The following is a 26,101-nucleotide window of genomic DNA, read 5'->3' on the forward strand; positions in this document are numbered from 1 at the left end:
AATAGATTAGAATCTGCCAACGACTCCAACTTGTCCGGCACCAAAGCTTAAATTCCATCGTATTTTGTTCTTTTTAGGATTGTAAGCGTAGCGTTGTTCTTTTTTAAGGTAGTTGTCAACGCTATCCACTACAGCGATACTAATGGCAGCACCAAGAACAACATCTGTTAACCAATGCGCTCCAGACCAAAGACGTGATACGGGGGATAATAAACCTATTGCATAGATACCTCCTTTTACATATGGATTTTGAAATTGTTTTGCCAAAGCGTGTGCAGTACTAATAGAAAGAATAGTATGTCCCGATGGGAAGGAGTGGTATCCCGCTTCATTAGACCATAAACGAAAGCTGAGGTTTCCCTCGTCGGTATTTGGCCTTGCTCTCCCTACCAGCGTTTTGGTGAATGTCTGAAATACACCTCCTGCTGTAGCCGATGCAATAAGAAGTACTCCTGTCTTTCTTATTTTTTCATTTTTAGTGATTAAGCCTATAGCATATATGCCTGTTGTTAATCCATAATTAACCAAAGGTTTTCCAAATCTGAATCCTGTTTCCTCTACAAAATCGGGAACACCTTCTGCCTGATTCGTAAAATAATCATTTGCTGGTTCATCCAAGGCAAGTAATGTCATAGTTCCGGCGACTACACCGCCAAAGAGGGCCCAGTCTTTTTCTTTCCATTTAAAAGGTTGAGTATATGCATGTTTTACGCCTCCATATACAGATAATCCATCATATTTGATAATCTGCCATGTCGTCATTTGTTCTGAGGAACGAGGAGTTCCAGAAGTGTTTTTCGTAGCAAGTGTATCTTGAGAAAAGGAAGAATAAGTGCTACCAACCAGTAACATGCTTATCCATAGGGCTTTTATAACGTTCATAGTAAAAGTTTGCTGAGCAAAAATAACAACTTATTCATAATTACCGACATACAGTGCAATTTTAAAAATTTGGGATTAGCATTATTTATAAAAATAAGATGTATTCCTGATTTGATTTAGGTTGAAAGTCAGAGTAAGATCTTAGATCTATCGAATAGGGTAATATTACCGATTTTACCAATTTCCATATTAACACTGAAAGAAAATAGGAAAGAGATAAAGAAATTTGATAAGAGTCAAGATTAACACTTTTCAACTTTATAGAAAGATGAACTATTTCCCCAAAGGGGTAATCCGAAAACCCTGAATAGAGTAGGAATAAAGTCTAAATAACAAAGACATGAGTACAGCACAGCTCGAATCAAACTCTGCAATTGCCGAAGCGTATTTGGCAAAAGGGACAATAGGAAATGTGGGTATGCCTGGAGCACCTATCGCGCATTTTTCTTTGGTCGTAGTCCCATCCAAAAACACGGTTTCAGGTTCTGTAGAAATCACCCAGGCGATCGAAAACGGAAATACCGGGATATTTTCGGTAAAAGGAAATATCCGATCTACTGGATATGGTAAAGTTACCAAGATTGTAAATTTAGAAGGAGAGTATATCTACTCGTTCCCACCACCAGCAATCGGTTCTATCCTGCAGAAATTTACTGCCTATATGGATATAGACGATTCATGGAATGGCCAAGGAGGGTTCTCTTATGGAAGAGGAAAAATAAATAATGTTCCTGTACATTCAGAACACTAATTTTTAAAGAGAACAGTGCCATCGGTATTGTTCTCTTTTCTTTTAAAACCTAATGATATGAGTACCAATAATACATACCCAATAGTAAAAGTAACCAACAACTTACCACATGAAATCGAGGTATATGATGTTTTTAATCCTTCAAAAGGAGGAGTAAAAGAGGCGTATCAATATACTAAACTGAGTACAATTGCTTCAGGAGCGACTTTAGATGTAAAGACCATCAGAAAAGGATCTTTACTACAAGCCATGTTTACCGGAGTAATAGAACAACTTGACAATAAATACTATTATCAATTTCCGATAAAAACGATGTCGGCTATTCAATTCACCTTTGATAATCCACCACCTTTAGCCTATAGCATAGAAACCAGTGATAAAGCGTCAACAATCCAATCTTTTTTGTTTCATCGCTTTACCATGGCTAATCCAAATTCGGCACTTACCAAAAATTTATACAGTGCACTCAAAAAGGGAAGCGTAGATAGCGTAAATGCTTTTTTTGCGAGTACAAAAAACTTCAAAAATTGTACGCTTAGCTCCTGGAATATTGTACAAACGTGGTTGCAGATGTTTACTTCAGGTTGGCAAGGCCCTTATTATTTGTATGAGGAAGCACCAACTCCTTTACCTGCGAATTACGTTCCGGTTTTGATAGCTACCCTGAATATTGTGTCCAGTGCCAAAGAAAATTTAGCAACATTGAGTATGTGTAGCGAAGATGCAAAAGGGAATCCGGTTTTTGCCAATCCACCTCAGCATACAACAGTGGTGATGAATGGAGATGGTACCATGGGGGATGATAACCCCGGGCAAGATGTATCGGTTACATTGACACCAGTATGGATGAATGTGATCCAAACAAGCATGAAAAACGGAACTCCCGTTTCTAGTTATTTAGCAGGACCTGCGGTAACTGGTACAGTAGCAAACAAGAAAGTAGTGTCTTCACAAACTGCTAGGCAATTACCAGAAAGTAAAAAAATAAATACTAAGAAAGCGTCTTCTTTTGATGCGTCGTTTGCAAAATTAGGTCAAATGGTAGGATTAATCGTCGGACTCCTCTTTTTGGGAGAATTTGCGATGAAAATAGGAAAGTCTGCCAAAGAAAAAGTGGATAAACTCAAAGAAAAAGCAAATTCGGATAAGGATTTTAAAGACGGAGAAGAAACAATCGACAAGACACCAGACCAGGAAGTAACGGTAGAAGCTACTTCAAAAGAATCAGAATTTAATACAGATGCCGAAGATGTTTCTCAAAGCTATAACCAAACTTCAGAAGCACTTCAGGAGAATGTGATGACAGAAACTATGGAGGATACCTCTAAAAATATTCAAGAAGAATTAAGCAATCAAATAGAAGAAGGATATACCCCTACGCAAGATTTTGAGGATGCTGTAAGTGAAATGGAAAATTCTTTTGAAGAGATTAAAACAGATATAGAGAATGGTAATTTCTCTGAAGCCAATACCAAGTTGAGTGATGTTTCTGAAAATATGGATAAAACATTGAAGAATAATGAGAGTAGCTTGGAAGATTGGGAAAAGTCATCTCTAGAGGAGTCTTCTGAAGCTGTAGACAATGCAGCAAAAGAGTCTGATGCTTTGGATAAAGCACAAGAAGAGCACGATCAGGAAATAAAAGATGAGGCTGATGATTCTGGGTTTAACGAAAACGATGACATGCCTGAGACAGATTCGATCCCAGAAGGAGAAATGGCACTATAACAACATTAAAAAGATACAATTATGATCATTACATGGTTTACAGATCCTTCTAAAGGAACATTTACAGAAGGAAGCGGAAAGTTTTCATCCTACTATCAATATGATACCGAAACAAAAAAGTTTGTGAGGATCAGATTAGAATTAGGGCGACGATCTAGTGGAAGTGACCTAGGAGAAACGGGAGCTTTTTTTAAGAACAAAAGGGCTGTAGGTTTTTCTTCGATAGATTTTATAGAGAAGGTAGCAGAGTATCCTGATTCTGATTTTACAATAGATAAGTCCACGGGGAAATTATTGTTGAAAGGAGACCCCATGAGTACAACACCTACCACTGGAGATAATGTGGTAGATATGTCACCTGGACAAACGGAGCCACATTTTGGGAATAGTGTGGCCTCAAAAGCCTTTTTGCCTCCCGATATTGAGCCTAAACATTTAAGCCTAATTGCCAATAATGCGATTGCTAATGGCGAAAGTGAAAGTTTTACTACAAAATCTGTTACAGGTACTCAACTATCCGATGCTTTAAAAGGAAAAGTATGTGATATTATGGGAGTAGAGGATTTTAACACAATTAGCGATGCTGACATTTTGAAAAAACTAAAATCTCAAATCGCCGAAATAAAAGAAGAATTAACCACTCCATCCAAAAAAACTATCGATAGCTCTTTGGAAGATGTAGATAAACTGTTAAGTGGTATTAAAGAAAAAATGGAGACTGATGGTATAGCTCCAACAGAAGATTTCGAAGATGCTCTGGAAGATCTTGGGAAGAAGGTGAAAGCAGCAAAGGAGGCTTCTGAAAGTGGAGAAGGTGTCAAAAAGGCGATAACAGACTTAGAATCTTCTCGAGCTACATTAAAAGAAGCTGTAAAAACCTTAAGTGAGGCTCATCAGAGTACGGTTGACGATTTGATAACGGGCAGTGATAAAGCTATTGAAACCGCACAATCGGCAAGCGATGAATGGGAACGAATAGACACCGAGTATCAGGAGTCAGAAGAAGCTTCTTCAATAAAAGAATACGAAGCCAGTATAGGTAACGAAGAGGCAGAACCGGTTGAACTCAAATAGTTCATACGTTGGTAAATATTTCATGAAAAAACAACACCATGGCATTTCCAAAAATAACACTAGACAACAAATTATCTGAAGAAGTAATCGTATATGATGCTTTTCAGAATAACAAAGATGATCAAAGCCTGTCTAACTTTTTTGGGGCTCTAACCGATCTCACTTCAGTTAGTTCCGGAGCGAGTGAAGTTTTTGAACCTATACACGGGCCAATCTCTACATATATCATTTATGATTCGAACCATAACCCGATAAAAAGGGTATTTACGATGGGTAACGCTCCTCAAACTTTTACTGTTGATCAGGGTGATGTAGCTATTATGACACAAACTCAGTCTTTTATTACATTACTTGAAAAATCACCTAACGATCCACAATGTGTAGCTTTTCAAAAGCTTATTAAAGGCGGGAACGCAAAGCCCAATGAAGTAAATACCTTTTTTAAGGGTACCAAAGATTACACCTCATGTACATTTATTTCGTACATGCTGGCAGCGGTGACGATTGCAAGAACGCCAGAAGCCAAAAACAAACCGCCACAAGAACAAGAGTACTCCTTAAGCAGTTTATCCAAGTATATGGGTATTGATTGGCCATCAGGATTTCCTGATGTAGTAATCTCAGATTTCTTTTGTTCTGAAGCTAACGAGATTTTGCGACTGGGAGGAAAACTAAATATCCATAATGTCACATTTCAAGAAGGTGTATTGGATCATGTTCTTTCCTTTTTACCAAGTCCAGAGATTACATTTGATATAGAAGTGGTGCTTAAACCAGGGTTTAGTATGGGGGTCATATGCCTGAAGTTTATGTTAGATGATATCAAGATCCCGATAGGAAACAGTAAGACCTTTGATATTGATCAACCTACCCTAATGCTTACCATCAATCCACTTTTCAAATTTGTCGTATTCGAGATAAAAGCTACTATACCTTTTAACATATTCAAAAGCCCAACTTTTGACGCACAAATAGCCATGACCATCGATAACATCGAAGCAGAAGTTGGAGTAGAATTAACTGGTAATAAAACTTCGCTGTTAACACCTTCCATTGTCAAGGGATTGCATTTTGATTCCTTTGGTGTAGGTATGGGATTGATTTTTGAACCTCCAGGATTTGCCATAGGTGTGGACGGTACTTTTCATATTGGTGATCAAAAAGATAGAATTAAGTTAGATGATGATCAATTTGCCATTGTTTGCGAAATGGAAGAAGAGGTGCCTAACCCGTTGTATTTGGCATTCTATGTGCCCAAATTGGATTTTGATGAGGTAACTACCATTTTTACAAATACCTCGTACAATTTTGATGTGCCCGTTACTTTTAGTGATTTGTCATTTCGATGGGCAGAAAACCCAATGGAGCCAGTAGTGCTACCCGATGGATCATTAGCTCCTATAGGGTATGGTTTTAGTGCATATATGGATATTTTGGGATTAACCTTTTACGGGGCTTTAGAGATTGATATGACTCATGGTGTTTCTGGAGATATTACGATGTCTCCTTTGGCGATGGGGAAGTTGTTCAAGTTATCAGGAGATGGAAAGGGAGTAACGATAAAAGTTGATGCAAATGGAAATCCAATCCCAAACAATACCATCCCCAAGACAGCTGCAGAGAAAAAGGTAATAGAAAATGCAACAACCAAACAATTGGTTGCTCCAGGAGGTCCTGAAATGACCGTAAGTACTTCATCATCTCCTTATTTTACTTTGGGCGCTCAGGTAAGTTTGTTTGATATAATCAAAGAAAAGATCGCTGCTTCTATATCCAAAAAAGGGATAGCTTTTGAGTTGGATTATGGGGCTATCCTACAGACCAAAATGAAGTGTATACTTCAAAATTATCATAATTTTTCGGGTGATTTCAGCTATGGATTAGATATTAATGTGCCATTTCCTACCATTGCAGGATTTAGTTTAGGTACGCTGAAGGTGAAAGCTGATTGTAATATGGGACTTGCGATAGCTACTTCAACTTCAGACATTGATTTTAAGGTGCACGGTGGTTTCAATTTTGAAGGGTTGAGCTTAAGATTTGGACCCTTTGATGCTGATATTAATACTTCTAGTATAAAAGATCTGTTAGCCGCTGTCGAACATTATATTTTGGATAATGCTGAAGCTATTTTTAAAGAAATAATTCAAGATGCTTCAAAATGGGCAAGTTTTGTGAAGAAAGCTTTTATAAGCGGTGTTCATGAGGTAGCAAAAGGTCTTAAAACCGCTTTTAAAAAATCTGAACAAGAAGTGGCTTCCATTATGCATGGAGCGGGGTATGGCATGAACGAAGTGGCGTCTGGTCTCAAAACTGCATTTGGTGCTCCGGCTACAGTGGTTGCAGATGCTTTAAAGACTGCTTTTGGAGCTTCAGACAAACAAGTGGCTAGTGCTTTAAAAGTAGTAGGATTTGGAGCCAAAGAAACTGCACAGGCGCTACAATCCGCATTTGGAATTGCACCAAAAGTTATCAATGACATCATGCAAGGTGCAGGATATAGTGCCAATCAAATTAAAGACGCTTTTGAATCTCTTGGAGGAAAGTTTGCTTCTGCAGCCAAAGATATATGGCATGCAGTTTCTCATTGGGATCATTGGTAATGATATTTTAATAAACTCATCTTAACTTTTATTTTTCTATTGGGGGGTATGGTAGAGAATTTGGGGGCGGATGAGTTTACTAATTTTTTAATGAGTTGCTTTCAAATAGCAAAAAAACGTACAGAATAATCTTATAAAATGGTAATGATAGCTGATTCAAAAATTGATTTGGAAAGAGATCCATTAAAACTGTTTAGATCATTATTTGACAGCGACAGCCTTCAAATATTGGAATGGTCTCTTAAAATTACTAAGGATAGAATTGAAACTCGATGCAAACCCACCTTCTATGTTTATCATAAGGCCAACGATCTTTCAGTATATCAAAAACTAAATGTGTTGTTAGAAAGATTAGGGTGCCCATTAGAAGTGTTAAGATTTCAGCAGAATTCTATTGGGACATCGATGTATAATGGGATTAGAGTGCCACTACTTACAGAGGACTACAAATGCCTGTATATACATGAACTAAACCAAAATACGATTAATGCGTTTCGGTGGAGAAATGAAGCATCGTATGATAAAGTTAATTACATTTTTAAAACCGGGTTAAAAAAAAGAGAAGTTCAGGATTTTATTCACCCAGAATTGGATACTTTTTTTAAAGATGTTATGCAAACAGAAGAGGCCAAAAACAGATCAGGGATATGGCTGCAAAAATTAGAACATAAAGTGCAGGAGGTGTATTTGGCTTTTCCGCATAGACCTAAATTAAAATGGATTTTTGATCTTTTAAAAGACCACATATTTATCAATTATTTCGAAAACACTTTGGCATACTCAGACTTGCGATGCAAAAATGTAGGATTCGATGGTTTACATGAGGAAAATCCGGCAATTACGGTATACTTTACAATCCCTCTTAGTCATAAATTTCCAAATACCTATGTAGAACTGATCAATATGACACATGAGTTTTTTGCTGAAATTAAAAACTAAAAAAGGGTTATGATGGTGGGGCTTTTTTAGGTCAGTATAATCTTATCTAACTCTATGATTTTATTTTGTGCGGCAAAAATGATAAGACCAGCAATGTTTTTAGCTCCTGTTTTCGAAAGCAAATTAGACTTATGAGTTTCTACTGTTTTTCTGCTTACAAAGAGTTTTTCTCCAATTTCTTTGGCGGTCAGTTGATAGCATAACAGTTTGAGCACATCGATCTCTCTTGGAGTAAGTTCGGCTATATTATTGGTAGGAATTACTGGGGTATTTGATGCAATTTGTTTTCGCATCGTTTCCATTTGTTCGATGTCTAGATGATGACCATTGGCATTTACATTACGGATTACTTTTACCAATTCTTTTTTGTCGATTTCTTTTGGTATAAAGGCGTTAGCACCTGATTTAAACATGTACCCAATATAATTGGGTTGGTAATGCGATGATATAACTATTGTTTTGATACCAATATATTGTTTCGTTAGTTCATCTACCACATCTTTACCAGTACCATCTTTCATTCTTAGATCTGTAAGTACAATATCTGGTAGATTTTCTGTGTCTAGTGTATCCAGGAAAGAATTTCCGCTGTAAGATACAGAGATAACCGAAAAACCATCGATGCTATCTAAGTAATCCTTTAGTAAGTTGGCGACTAACTTATCATCTTCGACTAAAGCTATTTTTATGTTATTCATTTCTTTGATGTAAAAGGGCGAATCTTGTGCCAGTTGGTTTGTTTTGTTCAAATTTAAAGGTCGCATTGAGTTGTTTAGATCTCAATGTGATATTTTTCATTCCAAGCCCTTTTTTTTGATTTCCCGAAAGTCCTTTTCCATTATCTCGTATGGATAGGAAAATTAGTTTTTGAGATACCTTTAATCTAATAAAAATTTGAGTAGCATTGGCATGTTTTTCAATATTTGTAATTACCTCCTGAAAAATTCTGTAGATGTTAATCTTGATCGTATCCGGAATTTGAATATGTGGTGCGTCAACGATATGAAAATCAACAGAAAAAATAGTATTCATTGGCTGTAATACATTTTCAAATAATACTCCTAAAGTGCTTTCTTCCAAAAGAGGGGGAGTAAGATCATGAGATATTCTTCTGGCCGTAACAATACTGTTTTTTAGAACCTCCGTTAGCCTATCATCATTATTCATAAGTTGAATTCGTCGCAATTGCCCAATAAGCTCATCATGGATATCTGCAGCAATACGTGTGCGTTCTTTCTCTTGAATCTCTATGCTATTTTGCAACATTTCTTCGTTATGAAGAATTTTTAGATTTGCCTTTTGGCGCTCTTCTCGTTTAATTCGGGTAACGTACTTTTTGGTAAGTATAATAATGAATAGAAGCAGCAAGGAAAATAATACCAAAGATCCTGCTATCCATAATATAGGTGTTAAAGGGTTTTTCCAGTCTTCCATGCCAAATTCACTAAAGCCGCATAAAACATGAGAAGACAGAAAGCTCTAAATAGCCATATCCATCCTACCAAATTTAAATGCTCGTTGATAAGATAATTTGTAGTTAAAGCAATAATAAAGTCAATACCAAAATAGAACAGAATCGTTAAAAATATAGTAATATGTGTATTTGATAAAAATAGCTTGCCATCAAAGTATCTGAATAATGTTGCGATTAATAAGATAATTATACATAAGATGTATAGTAAACGATCATAGGACTGGTATGAGCTAATTTCTTTGTTAAATCCCAAACTCAATAACATGGGAATGATAAATAACAAGGAGAGGTACAAGAAATTTCTTTTTTTTCTACGGAAAAGATGCACGAGAATATAGTATCCAAGGTAGAATAAATGGATATAATAGGATACTGAAAACAAAAACAAATTTACTTTACCAAAAATAGCAACAAGCTCTATGGACAAGATGGATACCAGATAGATTATGGTAATTAACGCATGTTTCTTGAACATACTATATACCAGTCCTATAGAAAGAACCAATACACATAGCATGGAAAGAATATCCATAATTTTTTCGATTACTACCGTAGTATCCATTATATGTCTTGCACTAATTTAGAGTAAGTTAAAGTCACTACTCAAACTGAAAGGTGGATGTGGTTGCGAAACGTCCATAAATAATTCATTATCTCCTGATTTTTGAGTTTCGCCTTCATTTAATTCGATCTCGCGAGTAAGAATAAACTCAAGATTATACCCAAATGTGTCGAAGTTGTTAAGCGCTGTCAATACAAAAACATTTTCTTGGCTAGAACCAAATAATGTAGATAAATCTTCAAAAGGAATGGTCATCAACCGTAGCAAACCACTAGAACCAGATTTTATGGCTTGTTGTTGATCCTTAAACCAGTTTTTTGCACCTAGCATCCAGTTCAAGATTCTTTGTTCTGCTTCGCTTTTACTTATTTGATCATTGCAGGAAAGTGCAACCCGTTTGAATGCGGTATTTGTTTTGGTGGCAGTCGTATTAAAACTTCTTGTAAATTCCTTTTCTAAAAGATTGATTCCTATTTGGTAAGACTGGTTTTGGTCAGTCACATTATCTACGATATAGAATTTAAGTTCAAATTCGTCGACACCAAAATAACAGTTAAGTGTAGTAGGATTATTTGTACTCCAATTTTGATAATCCTCGTACGATACGGTAAAGCCATAACCCGAGGTTAAAAAATTAAGAGAAATACTGGTGTTTCTAATTTCATTCCAGGTATTGATGTTGGCTTTAATTCTAGTTAAATATTTGCTTGCGCTCATTTTTATAGGTTTAAGAGTTTAGTGATAAGTTACATTAAAAAAAGAAAATTCCGGGGAAATTTTAACTTATTTTCAAATTCGAAATACTTTTTGATCGTACTTCTAAACGCTGTAGAAAATTGGAGTTTTCAACTAAGATGAAAAAAACTAATACCCATCTATAAAAAGAAAAAAAACTGTTATTTGTTTTAACTGTTGATTTCTAAGTAGATACCCTTCAAAAAAGAAACCCGAGTTTCAACTCGGGTGTGGGATGTAATATCGGGAAATTGTGCGCTTTTTGTTTATGAAGCAAATATAGGTTGTGTTGTACCAAATATTTCTATGGATGGTTCTAATGTATTTTCTGTATTTGCATAATTAAGATTTTGCAAAACGTTATAATTAAACCAAATGGATAATAATCGGTATGGTATTTCTAATGAATCCCTAATTCCCAGTTTGGAATCTTCCATATGTACCCATCGTTGTAATGGTTGTTCGTATATTTTGTTCAGTATAGTGACTTCGCCATAATATTTTTTCATTCTTAAAAACATTTCGATATCAAATAACCATCTGCTGAAGAAGTTCCTTTTAAATAAGATAGGGACTAGTTCTGCTCTGAAAACTTTGGCTCCGCATTGGGTGTCTTCAATAGGTAATCTTAATATAAAGAATACCAACATTTTTATGATTTTTGAAAATACCGCTCTGAAGCTATCTTTTTGGATTCCCGCTGAAGCATTTTTAGCTCGAGAACCAAAGACCATACTTAATTTTCTGTTGGTTTTTAGTGTTTTTAAAAGATCATCAAAATCGTCGAAATCTGTAGATAGATCAGCATCTATAAACCCTACATACCCGATGTCTCCTCTACTGTGAAGATATCTTGCACCCGCTCTCACTGCAGCGGCTTTTCCTAAATTCTTTTTGATATCAATCACGCTTACCTTGGATGGGTTAGATGCTTGTATATCTTTTAAAAGTACAATAGTATTATCCTTACTTCCATCGTTGACGAAGCAAAGGTGATATTGGTTTTCTTTATTAATGAAATTTCTGAAGGCAGATACATTTAGTCTGTTTTCTTCATTATAGCAAGGCACGATTATTCCGGTTTTCATAGGGGTAATTTTTTAGAGTTATACCTCGAATGTACCCTGGAATAATGGCCAAAATCCCTTTATTTCGTTCATTGGAGAATTGCTGTCGACGAAAGGTTTTTATCGAAAGATGGGTTATTCGTCGAATCCGAAACCTTTGTTGTATATTTAAACAGAAACTACGGCGAGTCATATGAATTTATCTACGAACAAGTATTTGATTATTGCTTTATTAATCGGAGTAATCTTTCATGGTACTGCCATTTTCTTCACTTTGGAGTATACGTATGATGCCTTAATCCATTTGTTTTTCGGAAATCACTATGCAACAAGCTGGTTCGAACCCTGGAGTTATAGTTGGTATACCGGATTTACCGTAATGGGATACCCTCCACTAGTACATCAAAGTATTGGATTACTGTCATACATCGGGGGTTTAAAATTTGGATTGTTTTCTGTGGCTTTAATCGCCATTATACTTTTTATCACTGGGGTATATCGATATGCATTATTATTGACATCTAATCGAACAGTAGCAGGGTATACGGCAGTATTAGCGGTTTTTGCTTCTGTTTTTATAGAAACCTTACATGTTTTTGGGCAATTACCCAGTATCATTGGGATCTCGGTATTGATGCATGCGCTACCAGAGATTTATTTATGGATCAAAGTAGGAAAGTACAAGTACCTGGTCAATGCATTGAGTTTGATTGCGGTTACTGTTACCTCACATCATGTAACTCCTATATTTGGAATGGTATTTTTCATCTTTCCTTTGATTGGAATGATAATAATGGATGGTGCTCGAGAAAAAGTAAACTCCTATAAAGAGGTACGGTTAAAACATTTCATTCAGACTTTTTTTGCATTGCTAAAACGAATTGTAGGTTTTGGATTTGGGTCATTACTATTGATTATTACCTGTATACTCCCTTATTGGATCAACACCAAAAATAACCCTATTACACAAGTACCTATACCTCACGGTTCTCGTGATAATTTTTTGGAGGTCACTTCGTCTGGATTGGTGTTTTTTTTAATTCCCTGGGGAATTTTACTGTTTTTTATGCCTTATTTCTGGTATCGTTTTTTTAGCAAACGATATTTGTTTTTTGGATTGTCATTTACCTTGCTTAGTATACTAGGTACAGGAGGGACAACTCCAATTCCTAAGATGATTCTGGGAGATAATGCATTTAACATTTTAACTCTGGATCGTTTTACACTTTGGGCATCTCTGATGGCACTACCTATGTTTGGAGAGTTTATCTACCGTTTTATAGAGGGCGATCTAAGAAAAAAAATAAAGGAAAAATATGGAGGTGTACTACATAGGGTACTTGTAGGATTAATTGGAGGGATGTTGATCTTAATGACATTCTTTACTATTTGTTTGGGGTATTTCAGACCATTACAACCTGCTCAGATCAAAATGCTACCCATCCTTAACTTTTTAAAACAGGATCAGCACGATCATTGGCGATTTTTACCCCTGGGTTTTGGAGATCAAATGGCGTGGCTTTCTGCTCAAACCGATGCAATGACTGTAGACGGTAATTATCACTCGGCCAGGAGATTGCCAGAACTAACAACAAGAGCTGTAGAACGTCTCGAGAATTCAAAATTTAGAGGTGTAGAAGGAATAGGATCATTACAGCAGTTTTTGACCGTACCAGAAAAATACAACTTGAAGTATGTATTTTCTAATGATAAGTTTTACGATCCTATATTATATTTCTGTGGCTGGCAGCGTTTACGGCAATTAGAAAATGGTATAATGGTGTGGGAAAAACTAAACGTCCCTCCATTATCCAATGTATTGCCGAAGGATACTATACCACTATTTCAGAAATTAATGTGGGGTTTAATTCCTATACTAACGGTCATCATGGCATTCGTAATCAATATTCAGTTTATCTGGATTCATGGACTAAAAACAAAGTATAAAGCATTTCCGGTATATTTTAAGTTTGGAGTTGAGTATACTTCTTTTAGAAAAAGCGTATTTCGAATTTCGTATTTGTGGGCAATACTTATGTGCATTGTATTTGCTATTGGGGTTTATTTCGTTTATATAAAAAATGCTACTCAAATTAGACCAGAAAATGTAATCAAAGCGTATTATGATGCGTTGGATTTTAAAGAATTTAAAAGAGCATATTCTTACTTACATCCCAAAAGCAATAAATCATTAGATCAATTTATGCTCGAGGTTTCCGTAACCGATGGTTTATTGAGCTCGTATGCAAAATTAGATGAACTGGCAGTTACCATTACAACGCAAACTGACTCTTCGGCAAAAGCAAAAGTAAAGGGTAATTGGATTACTCCACTCGAGAAAATAGAGAAAACTTTTTACCATGAAATATTGAAAAAAGGAGGGAAATGGTATGTGTTGCCTTTGGATTATGATTTGGATATTCCTCCTGATCAATTGTTTTCAGAAAATGTGGTTTCCTATTACAATCACGGACGTAGAAGGATCACTTCTGAACAAACACATCATGAAGATGTTTTAAAACAGCCGGTGCTAGAAGTTTTGAATGCAGGAATAGTAAAAAATGAAGATCAATATTACATCATAGGGGAATTACAAAATGTTGATAATGTTCCCAGTGATGTGGTAGTCACCGGTACGTTGTATGCTCAAAATGACCGAGAATTGGCGACGTATAATGTGAAGCATCAAATGAAACATAAGTTAATGCCAAAAGAAACCACGAGTTTCAGAATGGATTTTGAAGGGGTTGCCTGGAGAAGCCTCGAGGATAATAAACCTACAACTTTTGATCCTGATCAGTTTACTGTTGCTAATTTGGATGGACTGCCAACAAAGTTCAACTTACAATGCGCAGGAAATGTAGCTACTGTTGATCTTTATAAGGGGGTTGTAGTTAATGATATTTCGATTCGGGAGAATGGAGTGGATGGAGTGTTATTTAATTCTGGGTTACAAGAGGTAACCATTCCCCAGTTGATCATTTCATACTATGATGAAAACAAGAAATTGATATGGGTGGCTCAAAAGTATCTGCCAGAAGGGATTCGACCTCAAAGAAAATTATATTTTGAGTTTGATTTTCTGGATCTTACCAAACTAGAAAGAGTGGATGAACGTATGGAAAACGTTTTAGTGAATGGGTTATCCAACGAAGAAATCAGTGATAAAATGGTTCCCAATAGAAAGCCAGAATATATGCAATCACAACTACTACCGGTGCCTGGAAAAGGGTTCAACTATATTAAAATTGAAATTAATAATTACGTAGGGGCTTCTAATTGATGAGAATACGAATACGACATATCATTTTGCTGGGTGTTAGCCTGTTGTTTAGCATTTCATTTGCACTCATCGTACAAGTTGAAAAACCGATATCGGTAACCCTTAAAACCACACAAAAGAAATATCAGGCCGGAGAAAAAATTGTACTGGATTTTGCATACGATACTACCCTAACGTTTCAGTTGTTCTTGAAAAACTCTTATGGAAGTACACTATTATCATCTTCTTCTGGACAGTTCACCATCCCAGAGTATTTGGCCAGGAAAAGAGGAAGGTTAGATTATTTTCTGATACAGAATACAAAATGTGTATATCAGGGACACCTTTCGATAGGTACAAATTTAGATACGTTGGTGGAACTTGAAACCTATATCGGCCCGCCAAGTATTGTAGCCGGCGATAGGGATTATACCATGCATGTAATTGCACCAACGGATCGATACGACAATCCTCTTCCAGATAGTACGAAAGTAATATTTAAACATCAGTTTTTGGGGACAGAGAAGGCGTATGAAGAACTAACAAAAGATCTGATTGGTTGGAGAAATATATTTGCTTACGAAAAAAAGGGGAAACTATTGGTTTCTTCACAAATTGGAGGGACGGATTCAAAAGAATTTTCTGTTGAAATATTTCCTGCCTTACCCGAAGATTTTGTGATCAATAGTTTTCGGGAGCATAAGTATGCAGACGGAAATCAGATAATTACCTTCAGAACTGGCATAGTAAGAGATGAGTTTGACAATATCGTAGCCGATGGTACTATGGTAAACTTTGTGATCAAAAATCAGGGAGGGACACTTTTGAAAGCGCAAGGCACTACAGTAAATGGTATAGCACTAGGAAAAGTATTGCATCCAAGCTATAAGGATACCTGGCAAATACAAGCTTTTGTAGACGGGATTGCAAAAAGTAATACGATAAGCGTTGTTTTTGATGCGGTGCTAGAAGATTTTGAAGTCAATTTTGATGCGGGCAATAGAGAAATTGTGGTAGGGCCTCTTCGTAGTTTTATGGAACAACTTATTCCTGATGGAGCCTTGGTGAAATTGGAGATTTATAAGGATAATAAACGTATTGAAACCAAAGTGAAAACCTCGTTCGAGGGAGAAGTTAAATTTATATTGGCCGAAGGATTTTACCCTCCTGGGGACTATAATTTTGATATTAGCTCGCTTGGGGTAACAAAAACTTTTAAAAACGTGACATTGCAATGATAAAAATGAATAGAAATTTATACCGAAGCTTTGTCATTATTTCCTTTTTGGGAGTAGTGATTGCTATTCTTTTTATAATTAGTCAAACCCTTGCTTATCTCAACACAGGTGCTGATCGTTCCTCAATGTTACATGTCGCATTGAATAAAGAAAAGGTGTATCTGCCTAAATTGGTTTGGAAAGATACAATCAATCCAGGAAGACCTATTGAAAAGCAAACCATGAATGACATACAAACTGACTATCTGAATGCCTGGTATGTGCGTAATGTGGCCTATCAAAATAACGAATTAAAAGCTATCGATGATTATTATACCACAAGTGCAATGCAGAATATTGTGAGTATAATAGAGGCCAATCAATCCAATCAGATTTCTATTCATGGTACAACGATAACACACAATCTCTCACTGGATTTTTATAGTGCAGATGGACAGTTGGCAGTAATTAGTGATTCCGGAGTAGAGGAGTATCAACATATATATCAAGAAAATCAATTACTATTTCAAGCTAAAGAGATATCCAATTATAAGATTTTATTGTTGTTAGAAGATGGCTATTGGAGAATACGGCATATGGTAAAAGAAAAAAGTAATCATCAGGAAAACCAACAATCTTCGAATAGTTTTGCAAAGGTGATTCGGTATAAGATTTATGTGGATGATCAGGAATATCAGATGAAAGGAATCAATTACTACCCGCAGAAAACTCCATGGGATATGTTTGGAGATGATTTTGATATCGAAGTGATAGGCAAGGACTTTGATATTCTTAAAGAAGCAGGGTTGAATACTATACGTATCTTTATTCCCTATGAAGAATTTGGAAAAGAACAATTGGATACCGAAAAACTAGAAAAGTTAGAAAAAGTACTTAACATGGCTCAATCCAAAGGTTTGATGGTGGTGGCTACTCTTTTTGATTTTTATGGAGACTATTCGGTGTTAGATTGGACGCTCACTCATAGACATGCCGAGCAAATCGTTGGTCGTTTTAAAGATCATAAAGCCATATTGGCATGGGATGTAAAAAATGAACCCAATCTGGATTTTGAAAGCAGAGGAAAGGAGAATGTTATAGGATGGTTAAAAGAAATGATCCATCAAATCAAAGAACACGATCCTAATCACTTGGTTACTATTGGGTGGTCTGATATGGAGTCGGCTACCTTATTAAATGAAGAGGTAGATATAGTATCTTTTCATTATTACAAGGACATAGATGATTTCGATAACGATTTTTCATTTTTGGATGTTAAGGTAGATAAACCGTTGGTATTGCAGGAATTCGGTTTGTCCTCTAACAGAGGTTTATGGAGTCCGTTTGGATCTTCAGAGAGAAATCAAGCTGATTACCATAAAACCTTTCAAGAGATAATCAAGAAAAAGAATATTCACTATCTCTCATGGACTTTGTATGATTTTCAGAATGTTCCCAGCAGCGTTGTTGGAAGATTACCTTGGCGTAAACACAAACAAAAACACTTTGGGTTTATCGATGCTTCAGGAAACAAAAAGGAAGCTTTTCAATACATTTCGCATTAAGCAAGCTTGATCTCAGTAAATTTCTCAAGATACATTCCAGTAATTCTACTCATTGGGAATGCAGTTGCAGCATCATAATTGGCTTTGCCCAATTCGTTTCTATATGAGGGACTTTTAACGATTTTCTCGATAGCATCAGATAAGCTGTCTACACTCTTGGGATCAAAAAATTCACCTCGATATCCTTCTTCTTTAACCAGAATAGAAAGGTCTCCCAAATCAGGCATCACTACCGCTTTACCGTAGCTCCCTGCTTGATGCAATACTCCAGAACTACCTGTAGTAGAGGTGTATGGAAAGATCACCATAGCACTTTCGGTAAAAATTTTGGGAACATCCTCTTCTTCAACATAACCTGTAAAGGTTAATTGCGGGATGTCGTGGTATTTTTTCTTCATAGTATCAAGGTACCCAGGAACATTTGGATTGTCTGTTCCCGCAATGACCACCTCTAGATTTTCAGAGGTACGACCTCTAATTTTTTGTACAGCCTCAATGAGTATTTCTACTTTTTTATAGGTGCCAAATTTCCCGAAGGTCATTATTTTTAAGGGGCCATCGGGGAGATGATACGAGGGTTCTTCGGGTAGCTCAAAAGTACCATGCGGAATAAGCACTATATTCTTTGCTTTATATTTCTCCTCCAGAATATCTACATACTTACTAATGGTTACTGCTACGTAATCCGCTTGTAGTATGAATCGGGTAAGTGTAGTGCCTATAAAATTATAGATCTTCTGCAAGAGCTTGTTTTTTGTGAAACCAGCGCTGCTCAAGTCCACCTGCTCCATGATATTGTGCAGCAGAACAATGGTTGGAATCTTTCTTCTTTTACATAATAAAGGTAGCAGTAATCCTAGCGCTGCGGCCACTTTTTTATCACCAAACTTCATAAACTGAAGATTAAACAAAATAGCATCGGGCTTGGTCTGTTTTACAGCCTTCATCACAGAAGAGATATTACGATAGCTGTTAAATTTCCAACATTGTTTTACAGTAACCTTGCATCCTTCTTCTGTAAAATTAATATCAGCTTCTTCTGGCGTAATGTCTGTTAAAATGATTAACTCAGATACATCTGCCTGTTGTCTAAAATGTTTTACTAAGTGGTATGCGTATTCATTTAAAGTTACCTTGCTTGGAGGATAAGCAGTTACAATAGCTAATTTCATAAAGGTTTTAATTTATTGGAAAAATAGACCAAGACGAATTAAAATCTATCCGAAATACGAAGGGGTAAGTTGATTTCAAGATTTTAGGACGAATAGGGGTACGTCTTTAATTACTTACAATTTAGAAGATCTATCTCAAAAAAACAACAGTAACGAATAGATTATTTACCGATTAATAATTTTCTTTAAAAATGTAACTCACTTTGTTTTTTTCGAAAGCTTTTCTAATAATATTGTTATCTCTACCAAAAACAAATAATACTTTACTTCTTCGGTTTGCTTTGGAATAAATATCTTTAAGTACCTGTATGCCTTTACGATCAATTTTTTGTACTTTTTTTAAAGACATCACAACTTCATCATAGTGATCAAGTAAATAATTGAAATGTTCTTTTACATGTATGGTATTGTTTAATGTGAAATCTCCAATAACTTCAAATTTTCTGGCGTTTTGTACAATTTGTAAATTCATGATTTCTAGATTTTGGGGTTAGTGATTTATAGGTAATCGTTCTTAAGCATGTAGTTTACTTTTCCAAAAGCATTTTTTACCTGCTCGTTCTGTCTGCCGATGATGTAGAATATTTTGTTTTCTTTCATGGCATTTTTAAACAAAGAGTTGAGCACATGAACACCAGAAGCATCTATTCTTTTTACTTTATCTAGACAGAGAATCACTTTTTCGGTACTAAATAACAATTGCTCGCAATGACGTCTTAGAGAGTTTACATTCTCTGCAACAATACTTCCTTTTACTTGATAGATTCCTTGATTTTGGGTTATTTTCAGTGCCATAACTTCTAATTTTTAAAGGTTACTTATTTCTAATTTCTGTTTTTTCTTCGGTAGTACAGGCCATCCTTCGTTGAGAAGAATTTTTCCTTCGACGAAAGGGGCTAACCTTTCGTTAAGTGTTTTGCGGCTATTTTTTGATAACCTGCAAAAAACAAGAGTTGGAAAATGAGCAGTATGCCCATTGCAACGATTTGCATGATGACGACTTGTAATAAAGAATCGTGAAATAAGATGATGAGCACTACTTGAAGTATACCAAGTAGAGAAGAGATAATCACAGGGATATATTGATCCAGTGATAAAAAGTAATAAGCAAATATGTTTGATATTGCAAAGAGTGAAGTAGCAATAGCATATTTCCAAAGTAGGGGAGCCATACTGATATATTGTTTCCCAAACATGATATTGATTACAAATTCTGGGAAAAAGTAACAACCTATTACTATAGAGGCTGATAAGAGTGTGATATAAAAGACATATTTAAAAAGAATTGAAGCCGATGATAGTCCGTCTTTTTGGCGTTGTACTACTTTTGGTAATAGTAGCATGACAAACATCCAGGCCACAAAATACACTACTCTTCCAATTAAGGCCAAAGAAGCATATAAGCCTGCGTTATAGGTGTCAAAATAATGTTTTACCAAAAGGATATCACTATTATTGATAATGATCTGGCTTAATTCATAAAATGCTGTGAGGATAAAGAATTTAAGGATATACTTGTTCTCTGCAATGGGGAGTTGATATTTTTTGAAAGGTTGTACACCTTCAGAATGGAAAGGGAACAAACCAAATACAAAAGACAAAGCAATACCCAGAGCAACAAGAATAGAGGATTGAAGATTTACGGTATATATCAATGCGAGGGTTAGCAGGAGTCTGCTGATCATTTCTCCTTGATAAGTGATGGCCAGTTTGTCAAATTTCTTAATTCCTTGAAAAAAACCGCGGTTTACACTCATTACAAAGTATAAGGGTACTCCTATACCAAAGAGGATAAACATTAAGGAAGTTTGGGTGTTAAATAGCTGCTGCAGTTGGCCAGCAAAGATGATAATTAGAACTCCAAATACAATACCAGTTATTGCTGCATACTTATGAATGATATTGATAAAATTATTAAAAATGGAGTTTTCAAATAACACCGAGAATTTTGCAGTAGACAATTGGAATGTCATCGCAATAAAAGACAGCACTAGCAAAAAGGTAATCAATAATGCAGCATCTGCAAATTGTTCCGGACCCAAGATTCTTCCCAACAGTAGATTGTACAGATAGTTCCCACCATTAACGATAATTACGCTGGCCATGAACTTCTGTTCTGGAGAGATTTGTTTTAAGACCTTGAGGCTCGTGATCATATTCTTAAAGATAGTACTTTATGTGCTATTAATTAAATGGGTAAACAATTAATGTTTTGTGTTTTTCCTGTTAAGCTTACTGCACTCTACCCATAGAGTACAGTAGCCAACAGCAAATAATTATAGTTAAATAAGATGCTTCAATGTTACCCAAACCTGAAACAAATACTTTTGATTATTTTATAAGGAAACTTCCTTTGTATCTTACTTTAAAGTTATCTCCTCTGATGATATATTTATAAACGCCTTGCGTTAGATTTTTGGCTGTAAACAGGAAGGTGTCAGACATTGCGCCATCGTTTGTTATTTCTTCTTCCTGTACAATTCTCCCTAACATATCGACCACCGAAATGGTAATCTTTTCATTTGGTGTAGGCATTACTATAGTGGTTTGACTACTAAATGGATTAGGGGAGTTACGTACCGAAGTTCTGACTTGCGCTACATCTTCGGTGTCTTCTTCTTCAGCAATGATTTCTTCATCTTCAGATCCAATTGTCTTGGTAAAAGCAAGGTTTTTCACTTCAATCTTAAACGGAGAAGCGTTCTTATAATCTCCCTGAATAGAAAATACTACACTTCTGATATCACTGATAGTCATATTTTGTTTTGCTTTATTGGCAAAATCTGTAAATGCGATAGTATATGTTTGTAGAGAGTCATTAGCTTTTATTTTGTAACGTAAGCGATCATTCCAATCGATGAGGTCTTTGGAGACCAAAATGACTTCGACATCGGTATTGACTTGTAATTCGAAAGTAACTCCAATAAATTCTGAAACATCTAAGGTAAGATCTCCACCAAGGATATTTCTGAATAGATTCATCGTTTCTTTTACAGATCCCTGTACAGTTACATCTCTTTCTACCAGATAGTCATCCGTATCTTGTTCTGAAGCTTTGTTTTGCACAATGCTGAAGTCAGAGATTGTTGCTCCTCCTTCTTGATAATCAACACCCCAAGGGCCATCGGCTAGATACAAGATATCTGCTTTTGTTGGATCATCACCTGTAATGGCAAAACCAATATCAAATAAGTAACCAGTATCCACATTAATGGTTTCAAAATAAGATCCAGATAACGCAATACTTTTAGTAATTAATTCTTCATTATCTTGCTCAGTCGCTCTTTTGTTTCCTCTGAAATTAATTTGATTGGCTTGTGCTTTATTCACTATGCTCAGTGTCAATTGTCCATCTCTATAAAATCCTTTTTGGATGAATACTTCTGGGATATTGTTAGGAATAAATGTTTTTCCTAATGACTTTTCTATAGCCAATTGATCGATAATCGTATTGGCTATGTGTACCGCTTGTGGGATAGATCCTCCCCAGATCTGGAAATTCAAATAATCTCCTTCTGGATAGGCTTCAATATTCCATAAACTATACAATTCATTCTGAAATTCGTCAAGTCGCACAGAAAAATGTAGCGCATATTCGATTTCTCCTCCTGGTCTTTTGATTCTCGTGTTTACCAAATCGAAGTTTCTTACTCGTAATGTTCGGATATCTTCGATGATAGAACCGTTAAGTCGATCACAAATGGTTTTGGAGTGATCATAAACTCCTCCTTTGGTGGTCATTGCAAGAGCAGCACCAACTCGATTTTCCTGATTGTAATAATCAATAGAAAAAACAGCAGTGGCATTGGTGATTCCGATTAAATCGTCTGGGCTAGAAACATACGAAGTTTCAATTCCAGCAGCACCAGTAGGTGGGAAGTAAGCACTAAGGTCTGTTCCATTTTTTGTGCGATATTTTCTGGATCCTGGCGAAAACTTCTCCTGTAAACGCTTTTGATTGAATACTTTGTTTGTTTTTGCTCTCAAAAAGTTTCTTTTGGCAATCAAATTAGCAAGATCTCCATTACTTTCTAATCCTCCGTCATTACCAGAGGTCACTACGCCTTCTTCAGTAAGCTCTGGGATATTAGTGGTCTTCAGAGATGAATATTGATCTGCACTGATATGAAATAACATATCATTAAAATCATGATCAACAGATGGATAATCTCTTCTGGCATCTTCAAATCCAAGAACAATCGTCTGATTTGCAGTGTCTGCCAATAAAATATTGTGGGGGCGTAATGCTTCATCACACTCTGGATTGAAATCTGGATTAGTATAAATCTGCCATAATCCCGAATCCACGGTAGTTCCATTCCATCCGTCTACTAATAGTACCCAGCCAATACCCGTGTCTGCAGGAAAACTCCCTAGATCTACCGTATTACCAGCAACTAATCCGCCATCACTTCCTGTTTTGGATCCGTTAGGGAACACCAAGGTAATATCTTCAGGGCTAGGAGCTTGTTGTAATGGACTATTGATATCATAGGTATAATATCCTAATGTGTTTTTGTAGGTGGTATTTTCGTTAATGAAGGTCACTTTGATATTAGCCGTGCTCTCCAAAATAACGTCGGTGTCATATCCAGAATAAATATAGTTAGGATTGTTATTAGGTATAGAATTTCCTTCAGGCAATGCACTATCAATTCTATTGATATAATCTGTAGATAAAGTTTCGTCGGTATCCAGATAATTTGGAGTACCCTCTGCGGTATAAGTACCGAGGTACTGATAGCGTTCTCCTATACTCAATACTGGAAAGCTCGCTGGGGTTTGATTTCCGTTTTCAGAATCAAAAACGGTTTCTTTTACATCAAAATGATCATCAAGTCCATCCTGATCAAAGTCACTTCCTGCTGCAACAGTATCAGCAACATTATCGGCATTGGTATCATAGGCATCTACATGATCCAGCTTTCCGTCGTTATTAGAATCTGTATCCAGAAAATCTGGTGAGTCGGTACCATCGGTATTTACATATCCTTGTGGAGTACCTCCCTGGTCAGGATCAAAGGCATCATCCATTCCATCTCTATCGGTATCGTTACCGGATAATGTTATGAAGCTACCGCTGTTTTGCCCTTCTATTAAATCTATGATTCCGTCTCCATCGGCATCAATATCATAGGGATCGTAGATTAAATCTCCATCAGTATCTGCTGGGAAGAATGCAACTCCCGTTTGATCTACATCAACGATATCTGCAATTCCATCGAGATCAGAATCCACAAAGTTATCATCTTCAGAATTGAAATACCCATCGCCGTTGGTATCGTAACTTCCTAAGCCAGCTTCAACAATATCAAAAATACCATCGTTGTCACTATCAAGGTCTAATACATTAGGCACACCATCTCTATCGGTATCAAAAGCAAGGGATACACCACTATTACATGTAGCACCAAAATCAGGATCAAGATAGTTAAAGGTACCATCGCCATCATCATCTCCATAAGGATCTATTCCTCCTCCTTCTACAAGATCTGGTATCCCATCTCCATCGGTATCTTTATCAAAAGGGTCTAAGACTTCATCCTGATCAGCATCTACTGGAGAAATACCAATAGCACATTTAAAACCATCATTAGAATTGGTGACTTCAGTATTATTTAATAGCGTTGCATAAGGCGCTGGATTTTCATAGTCATTTACCAAATACAATCCTCCTTGATTACTCGATACATACAAACGATTACTAGTATCGGTATAGGCTGCACCAAAAGTATGACTAGGTAAATCGGTTACCGATTTACTGCTAAAAGCTGGTGTAGCCGTAGTAAGGTCCCATTTGTAAACATTACCTCGGCTACCACCATATAAATTACCATTTATGAATACAACATCTGCACAAGTTTGTGGTGATGCTTGATCAGAAACTACAATTTCAAAAACTGGAGAAGAAGTTCCATCATAATCCTGAAGATTCAAAATCTTATGAAAAGAACGTCTGTCTAATGAGTTTTGAAAAACCCATAGATTTCCTTCGCTATCAACATCTGCTGCATAACCTCCTCCAAATTGGATAGCTCCATTGGGAGCTACGGCTCCTAAATCTACGATAAAGTCTTCTCCGATTCGTAATAAGTGTTTATCACTATTTCTAATCGCATACAGGAAATTATCTACAGGGTTATATCCACCTGCATTATATGCTGTATGGGTATGTAGAGGGTCCGAATAGGTTCCTGTAATGGGATCGTAAGAACGTAAAGCACCAGAAATAACCTGGTAAAACTTACCTTCATTACAATCAAAAGGTTGCTGTGCATAGCTCGATGGAGCTAAGGCAAAAAGCAATATAAAAAGAGTAATTATTTTTTTCATAGGTATATTTTATGCGTACTTGGTATTATTTTTTTAATGCTTGATATAGAGTTTTGATAGTAGTTATTTTACCATATTGTAATTCAGTTTTAGTTTTACAGTTTTTGTTATTTCCTTACTAGTTGTGCTTATTTTAAGGTAGCTTATCCATATTGCTAATAGGTTGATAGGGATCAGAAAGGAGTCTTTAAGCGTTATTTTAGATCCTTCTACCTCGATCCAGCTATCTAGCGGTTCTTCGCTAATGCAGTTCAACAGGTCTTTAAGTCCGATATGCTTTTTCAATCTCAAGAAGATTTCGATATCAAATAACCATCTGCTGATAAATCTTTGACTGTATACATTCTCTATGATACTTTTCTTAAATACTTTGGCACCACATTGTGTGTCTTTGATAGGTAGTTGCAGGATATGTCTGATAAAGAATCCTACAAAGTTTGATAACAAGTTTCTAATAAAACTTCTTTCTATATTGTTAGCTTCTTCTGCTTTTCTGGATCCAAATACCATGGTTAGGTTTGGATTTGCATTTAGTTTTTCTACCAGATTGTCCATTTCTTCCAATGAAGTAGAAAGGTCAGCATCCAGGAATCCGATATTATCGATATGATCTAATTCTTTTAGGTAATTGGCTCCTGCTTGTACCGCAGATGCTTTTCCTTGGTTTTGTTCCAGATCGATTACCGATATTCTTTTGGGATCGAATTGTCTTAGTTGTTGTAGTAGCTCTAAGGTGT

At 36.1% G+C, this 26,101-nt stretch carries 20 protein-coding genes; 8 read left to right on the plus strand and 12 right to left on the minus strand.

Going from position 1 to position 26,101, the window contains the following annotated elements:
• Window positions 1–6: 6 nt before the first annotated feature.
• Window positions 7–882: a phosphatase PAP2 family protein gene (locus ACXAGJ_RS21435; RefSeq protein ID WP_474842784.1), complete on the minus strand. Its 876-nt coding sequence runs from the start codon at window positions 880–882 to the stop codon at window positions 7–9.
• A 340-nt stretch (window positions 883–1,222) separates the two neighbouring features.
• On the opposite strand from ACXAGJ_RS21435, the gene ACXAGJ_RS21440 reads away from it, so the two are divergent.
• The 5 genes from ACXAGJ_RS21440 to ACXAGJ_RS21460 all read left to right on the plus strand — a co-directional run bounded on the left by ACXAGJ_RS21440 (window position 1,223) and on the right by ACXAGJ_RS21460 (window position 7,977).
• Window positions 1,223–1,633, plus strand: coding sequence for a DUF1842 domain-containing protein (locus ACXAGJ_RS21440; RefSeq protein ID WP_474842786.1), 411 nt, complete (start codon window positions 1,223–1,225; stop codon window positions 1,631–1,633).
• Window positions 1,634–1,690: 57 nt separating this feature from the next.
• On the plus strand, window positions 1,691–3,361 hold the full coding sequence (locus tag ACXAGJ_RS21445; RefSeq protein ID WP_474842788.1) for a hypothetical protein: 1,671 nt from the start codon (window positions 1,691–1,693) through the stop codon (window positions 3,359–3,361).
• 21 nt (window positions 3,362–3,382) lie between these two features.
• Window positions 3,383–4,435 carry a hypothetical protein gene (locus ACXAGJ_RS21450; RefSeq protein ID WP_474842790.1) on the plus strand — a complete coding sequence of 351 codons (1,053 nt, stop codon included), beginning with the start codon at window positions 3,383–3,385 and terminating at the stop codon, window positions 4,433–4,435.
• 38 nt (window positions 4,436–4,473) lie between these two features.
• On the plus strand, window positions 4,474–7,038 hold the full coding sequence (locus ACXAGJ_RS21455) for a hypothetical protein (RefSeq protein WP_474842792.1): 2,565 nt from the start codon (window positions 4,474–4,476) through the stop codon (window positions 7,036–7,038).
• Window positions 7,039–7,176: 138 nt separating this feature from the next.
• Window positions 7,177–7,977: a hypothetical protein gene (locus ACXAGJ_RS21460; RefSeq protein WP_474842794.1), complete on the plus strand. Its 801-nt coding sequence runs from the start codon at window positions 7,177–7,179 to the stop codon at window positions 7,975–7,977.
• A gap of 26 nt (window positions 7,978–8,003) precedes the next feature.
• Here ACXAGJ_RS21460 and ACXAGJ_RS21465 read toward each other — a convergent pair whose 3' ends face one another.
• The 5 genes from ACXAGJ_RS21465 to ACXAGJ_RS21485 form a co-directional block, all read right to left on the minus strand.
• On the minus strand, window positions 8,004–8,675 hold the full coding sequence (locus ACXAGJ_RS21465) for a response regulator transcription factor (RefSeq protein ID WP_474842796.1): 672 nt from the start codon (window positions 8,673–8,675) through the stop codon (window positions 8,004–8,006).
• The gene (locus ACXAGJ_RS21470; RefSeq protein WP_474842798.1) at window positions 8,668–9,411 is read right to left on the minus strand and encodes a sensor histidine kinase; all 744 of its coding nucleotides are present in this window, start codon (window positions 9,409–9,411) and stop codon (window positions 8,668–8,670) included. The genes ACXAGJ_RS21465 and ACXAGJ_RS21470 overlap by 8 nt, the downstream gene beginning before the upstream one ends.
• Window positions 9,387–10,013: a hypothetical protein gene (locus tag ACXAGJ_RS21475; protein WP_073321370.1), complete on the minus strand. Its 627-nt coding sequence runs from the start codon at window positions 10,011–10,013 to the stop codon at window positions 9,387–9,389. Before ACXAGJ_RS21475 ends, ACXAGJ_RS21470 begins: the two co-directional genes overlap by 25 nt.
• An 18-nt stretch (window positions 10,014–10,031) precedes the next feature.
• Window positions 10,032–10,730: a hypothetical protein gene (locus ACXAGJ_RS21480; protein WP_474842800.1), complete on the minus strand. Its 699-nt coding sequence runs from the start codon at window positions 10,728–10,730 to the stop codon at window positions 10,032–10,034.
• Window positions 10,731–11,014: 284 nt separating this feature from the next.
• Entirely contained in the window at window positions 11,015–11,836 is an 822-nt protein-coding gene (locus ACXAGJ_RS21485) for a glycosyltransferase (protein ID WP_474842802.1), read from the minus strand.
• 172 nt (window positions 11,837–12,008) lie between these two features.
• Between ACXAGJ_RS21485 and ACXAGJ_RS21490 the strand changes: the two genes are divergently transcribed.
• The 3 genes from ACXAGJ_RS21490 to ACXAGJ_RS21500 are packed head-to-tail and all read left to right on the plus strand — an operon-like array spanning window position 12,009 to window position 17,859.
• Window positions 12,009–15,098, plus strand: a complete 3,090-nt coding sequence (locus ACXAGJ_RS21490; RefSeq protein ID WP_474842804.1) for a hypothetical protein — start codon at window positions 12,009–12,011, stop codon at window positions 15,096–15,098.
• Window positions 15,098–16,315, plus strand: a complete 1,218-nt coding sequence (locus tag ACXAGJ_RS21495; RefSeq protein ID WP_474842806.1) for a hypothetical protein — start codon at window positions 15,098–15,100, stop codon at window positions 16,313–16,315. Before ACXAGJ_RS21490 ends, ACXAGJ_RS21495 begins: the two co-directional genes overlap by 1 nt.
• A gap of 5 nt (window positions 16,316–16,320) precedes the next feature.
• Complete coding sequence (locus ACXAGJ_RS21500; RefSeq protein ID WP_474842808.1) at window positions 16,321–17,859, plus strand: glycoside hydrolase family 2 TIM barrel-domain containing protein; 1,539 nt, start codon at window positions 16,321–16,323, stop codon at window positions 17,857–17,859.
• On the opposite strand, the gene ACXAGJ_RS21505 is transcribed toward ACXAGJ_RS21500, so the two are convergent.
• From ACXAGJ_RS21505 to ACXAGJ_RS21530, 6 genes are all read right to left on the minus strand, one after another.
• Entirely contained in the window at window positions 17,856–19,031 is a 1,176-nt protein-coding gene (locus ACXAGJ_RS21505) for a glycosyltransferase (RefSeq protein ID WP_474842810.1), read from the minus strand. The genes ACXAGJ_RS21500 and ACXAGJ_RS21505 overlap by 4 nt on opposite strands.
• Before the next feature lie 172 nt (window positions 19,032–19,203).
• Window positions 19,204–19,503 carry an STAS domain-containing protein gene (locus ACXAGJ_RS21510; protein WP_474842812.1) on the minus strand — a complete coding sequence of 100 codons (300 nt, stop codon included), beginning with the start codon at window positions 19,501–19,503 and terminating at the stop codon, window positions 19,204–19,206.
• 26 nt (window positions 19,504–19,529) lie between these two features.
• Window positions 19,530–19,826, minus strand: a complete 297-nt coding sequence (locus ACXAGJ_RS21515; protein WP_073321395.1) for an STAS domain-containing protein — start codon at window positions 19,824–19,826, stop codon at window positions 19,530–19,532.
• 101 nt (window positions 19,827–19,927) lie between these two features.
• Window positions 19,928–21,187, minus strand: coding sequence for an oligosaccharide flippase family protein (locus ACXAGJ_RS21520; RefSeq protein ID WP_474842815.1), 1,260 nt, complete (start codon window positions 21,185–21,187; stop codon window positions 19,928–19,930).
• Between the two features lie 175 nt (window positions 21,188–21,362).
• Window positions 21,363–25,364 carry a DUF6923 family protein gene (locus ACXAGJ_RS21525; protein ID WP_474842817.1) on the minus strand — a complete coding sequence of 1,334 codons (4,002 nt, stop codon included), beginning with the start codon at window positions 25,362–25,364 and terminating at the stop codon, window positions 21,363–21,365.
• Between the two features lie 63 nt (window positions 25,365–25,427).
• A partial coding sequence (locus tag ACXAGJ_RS21530) for a glycosyltransferase (protein ID WP_474842819.1) occupies window positions 25,428–26,101 on the minus strand: 674 nt, incomplete at its 5' end.

Source organism: Aquimarina sp. AWH4_224 (assembly GCF_056160245.1).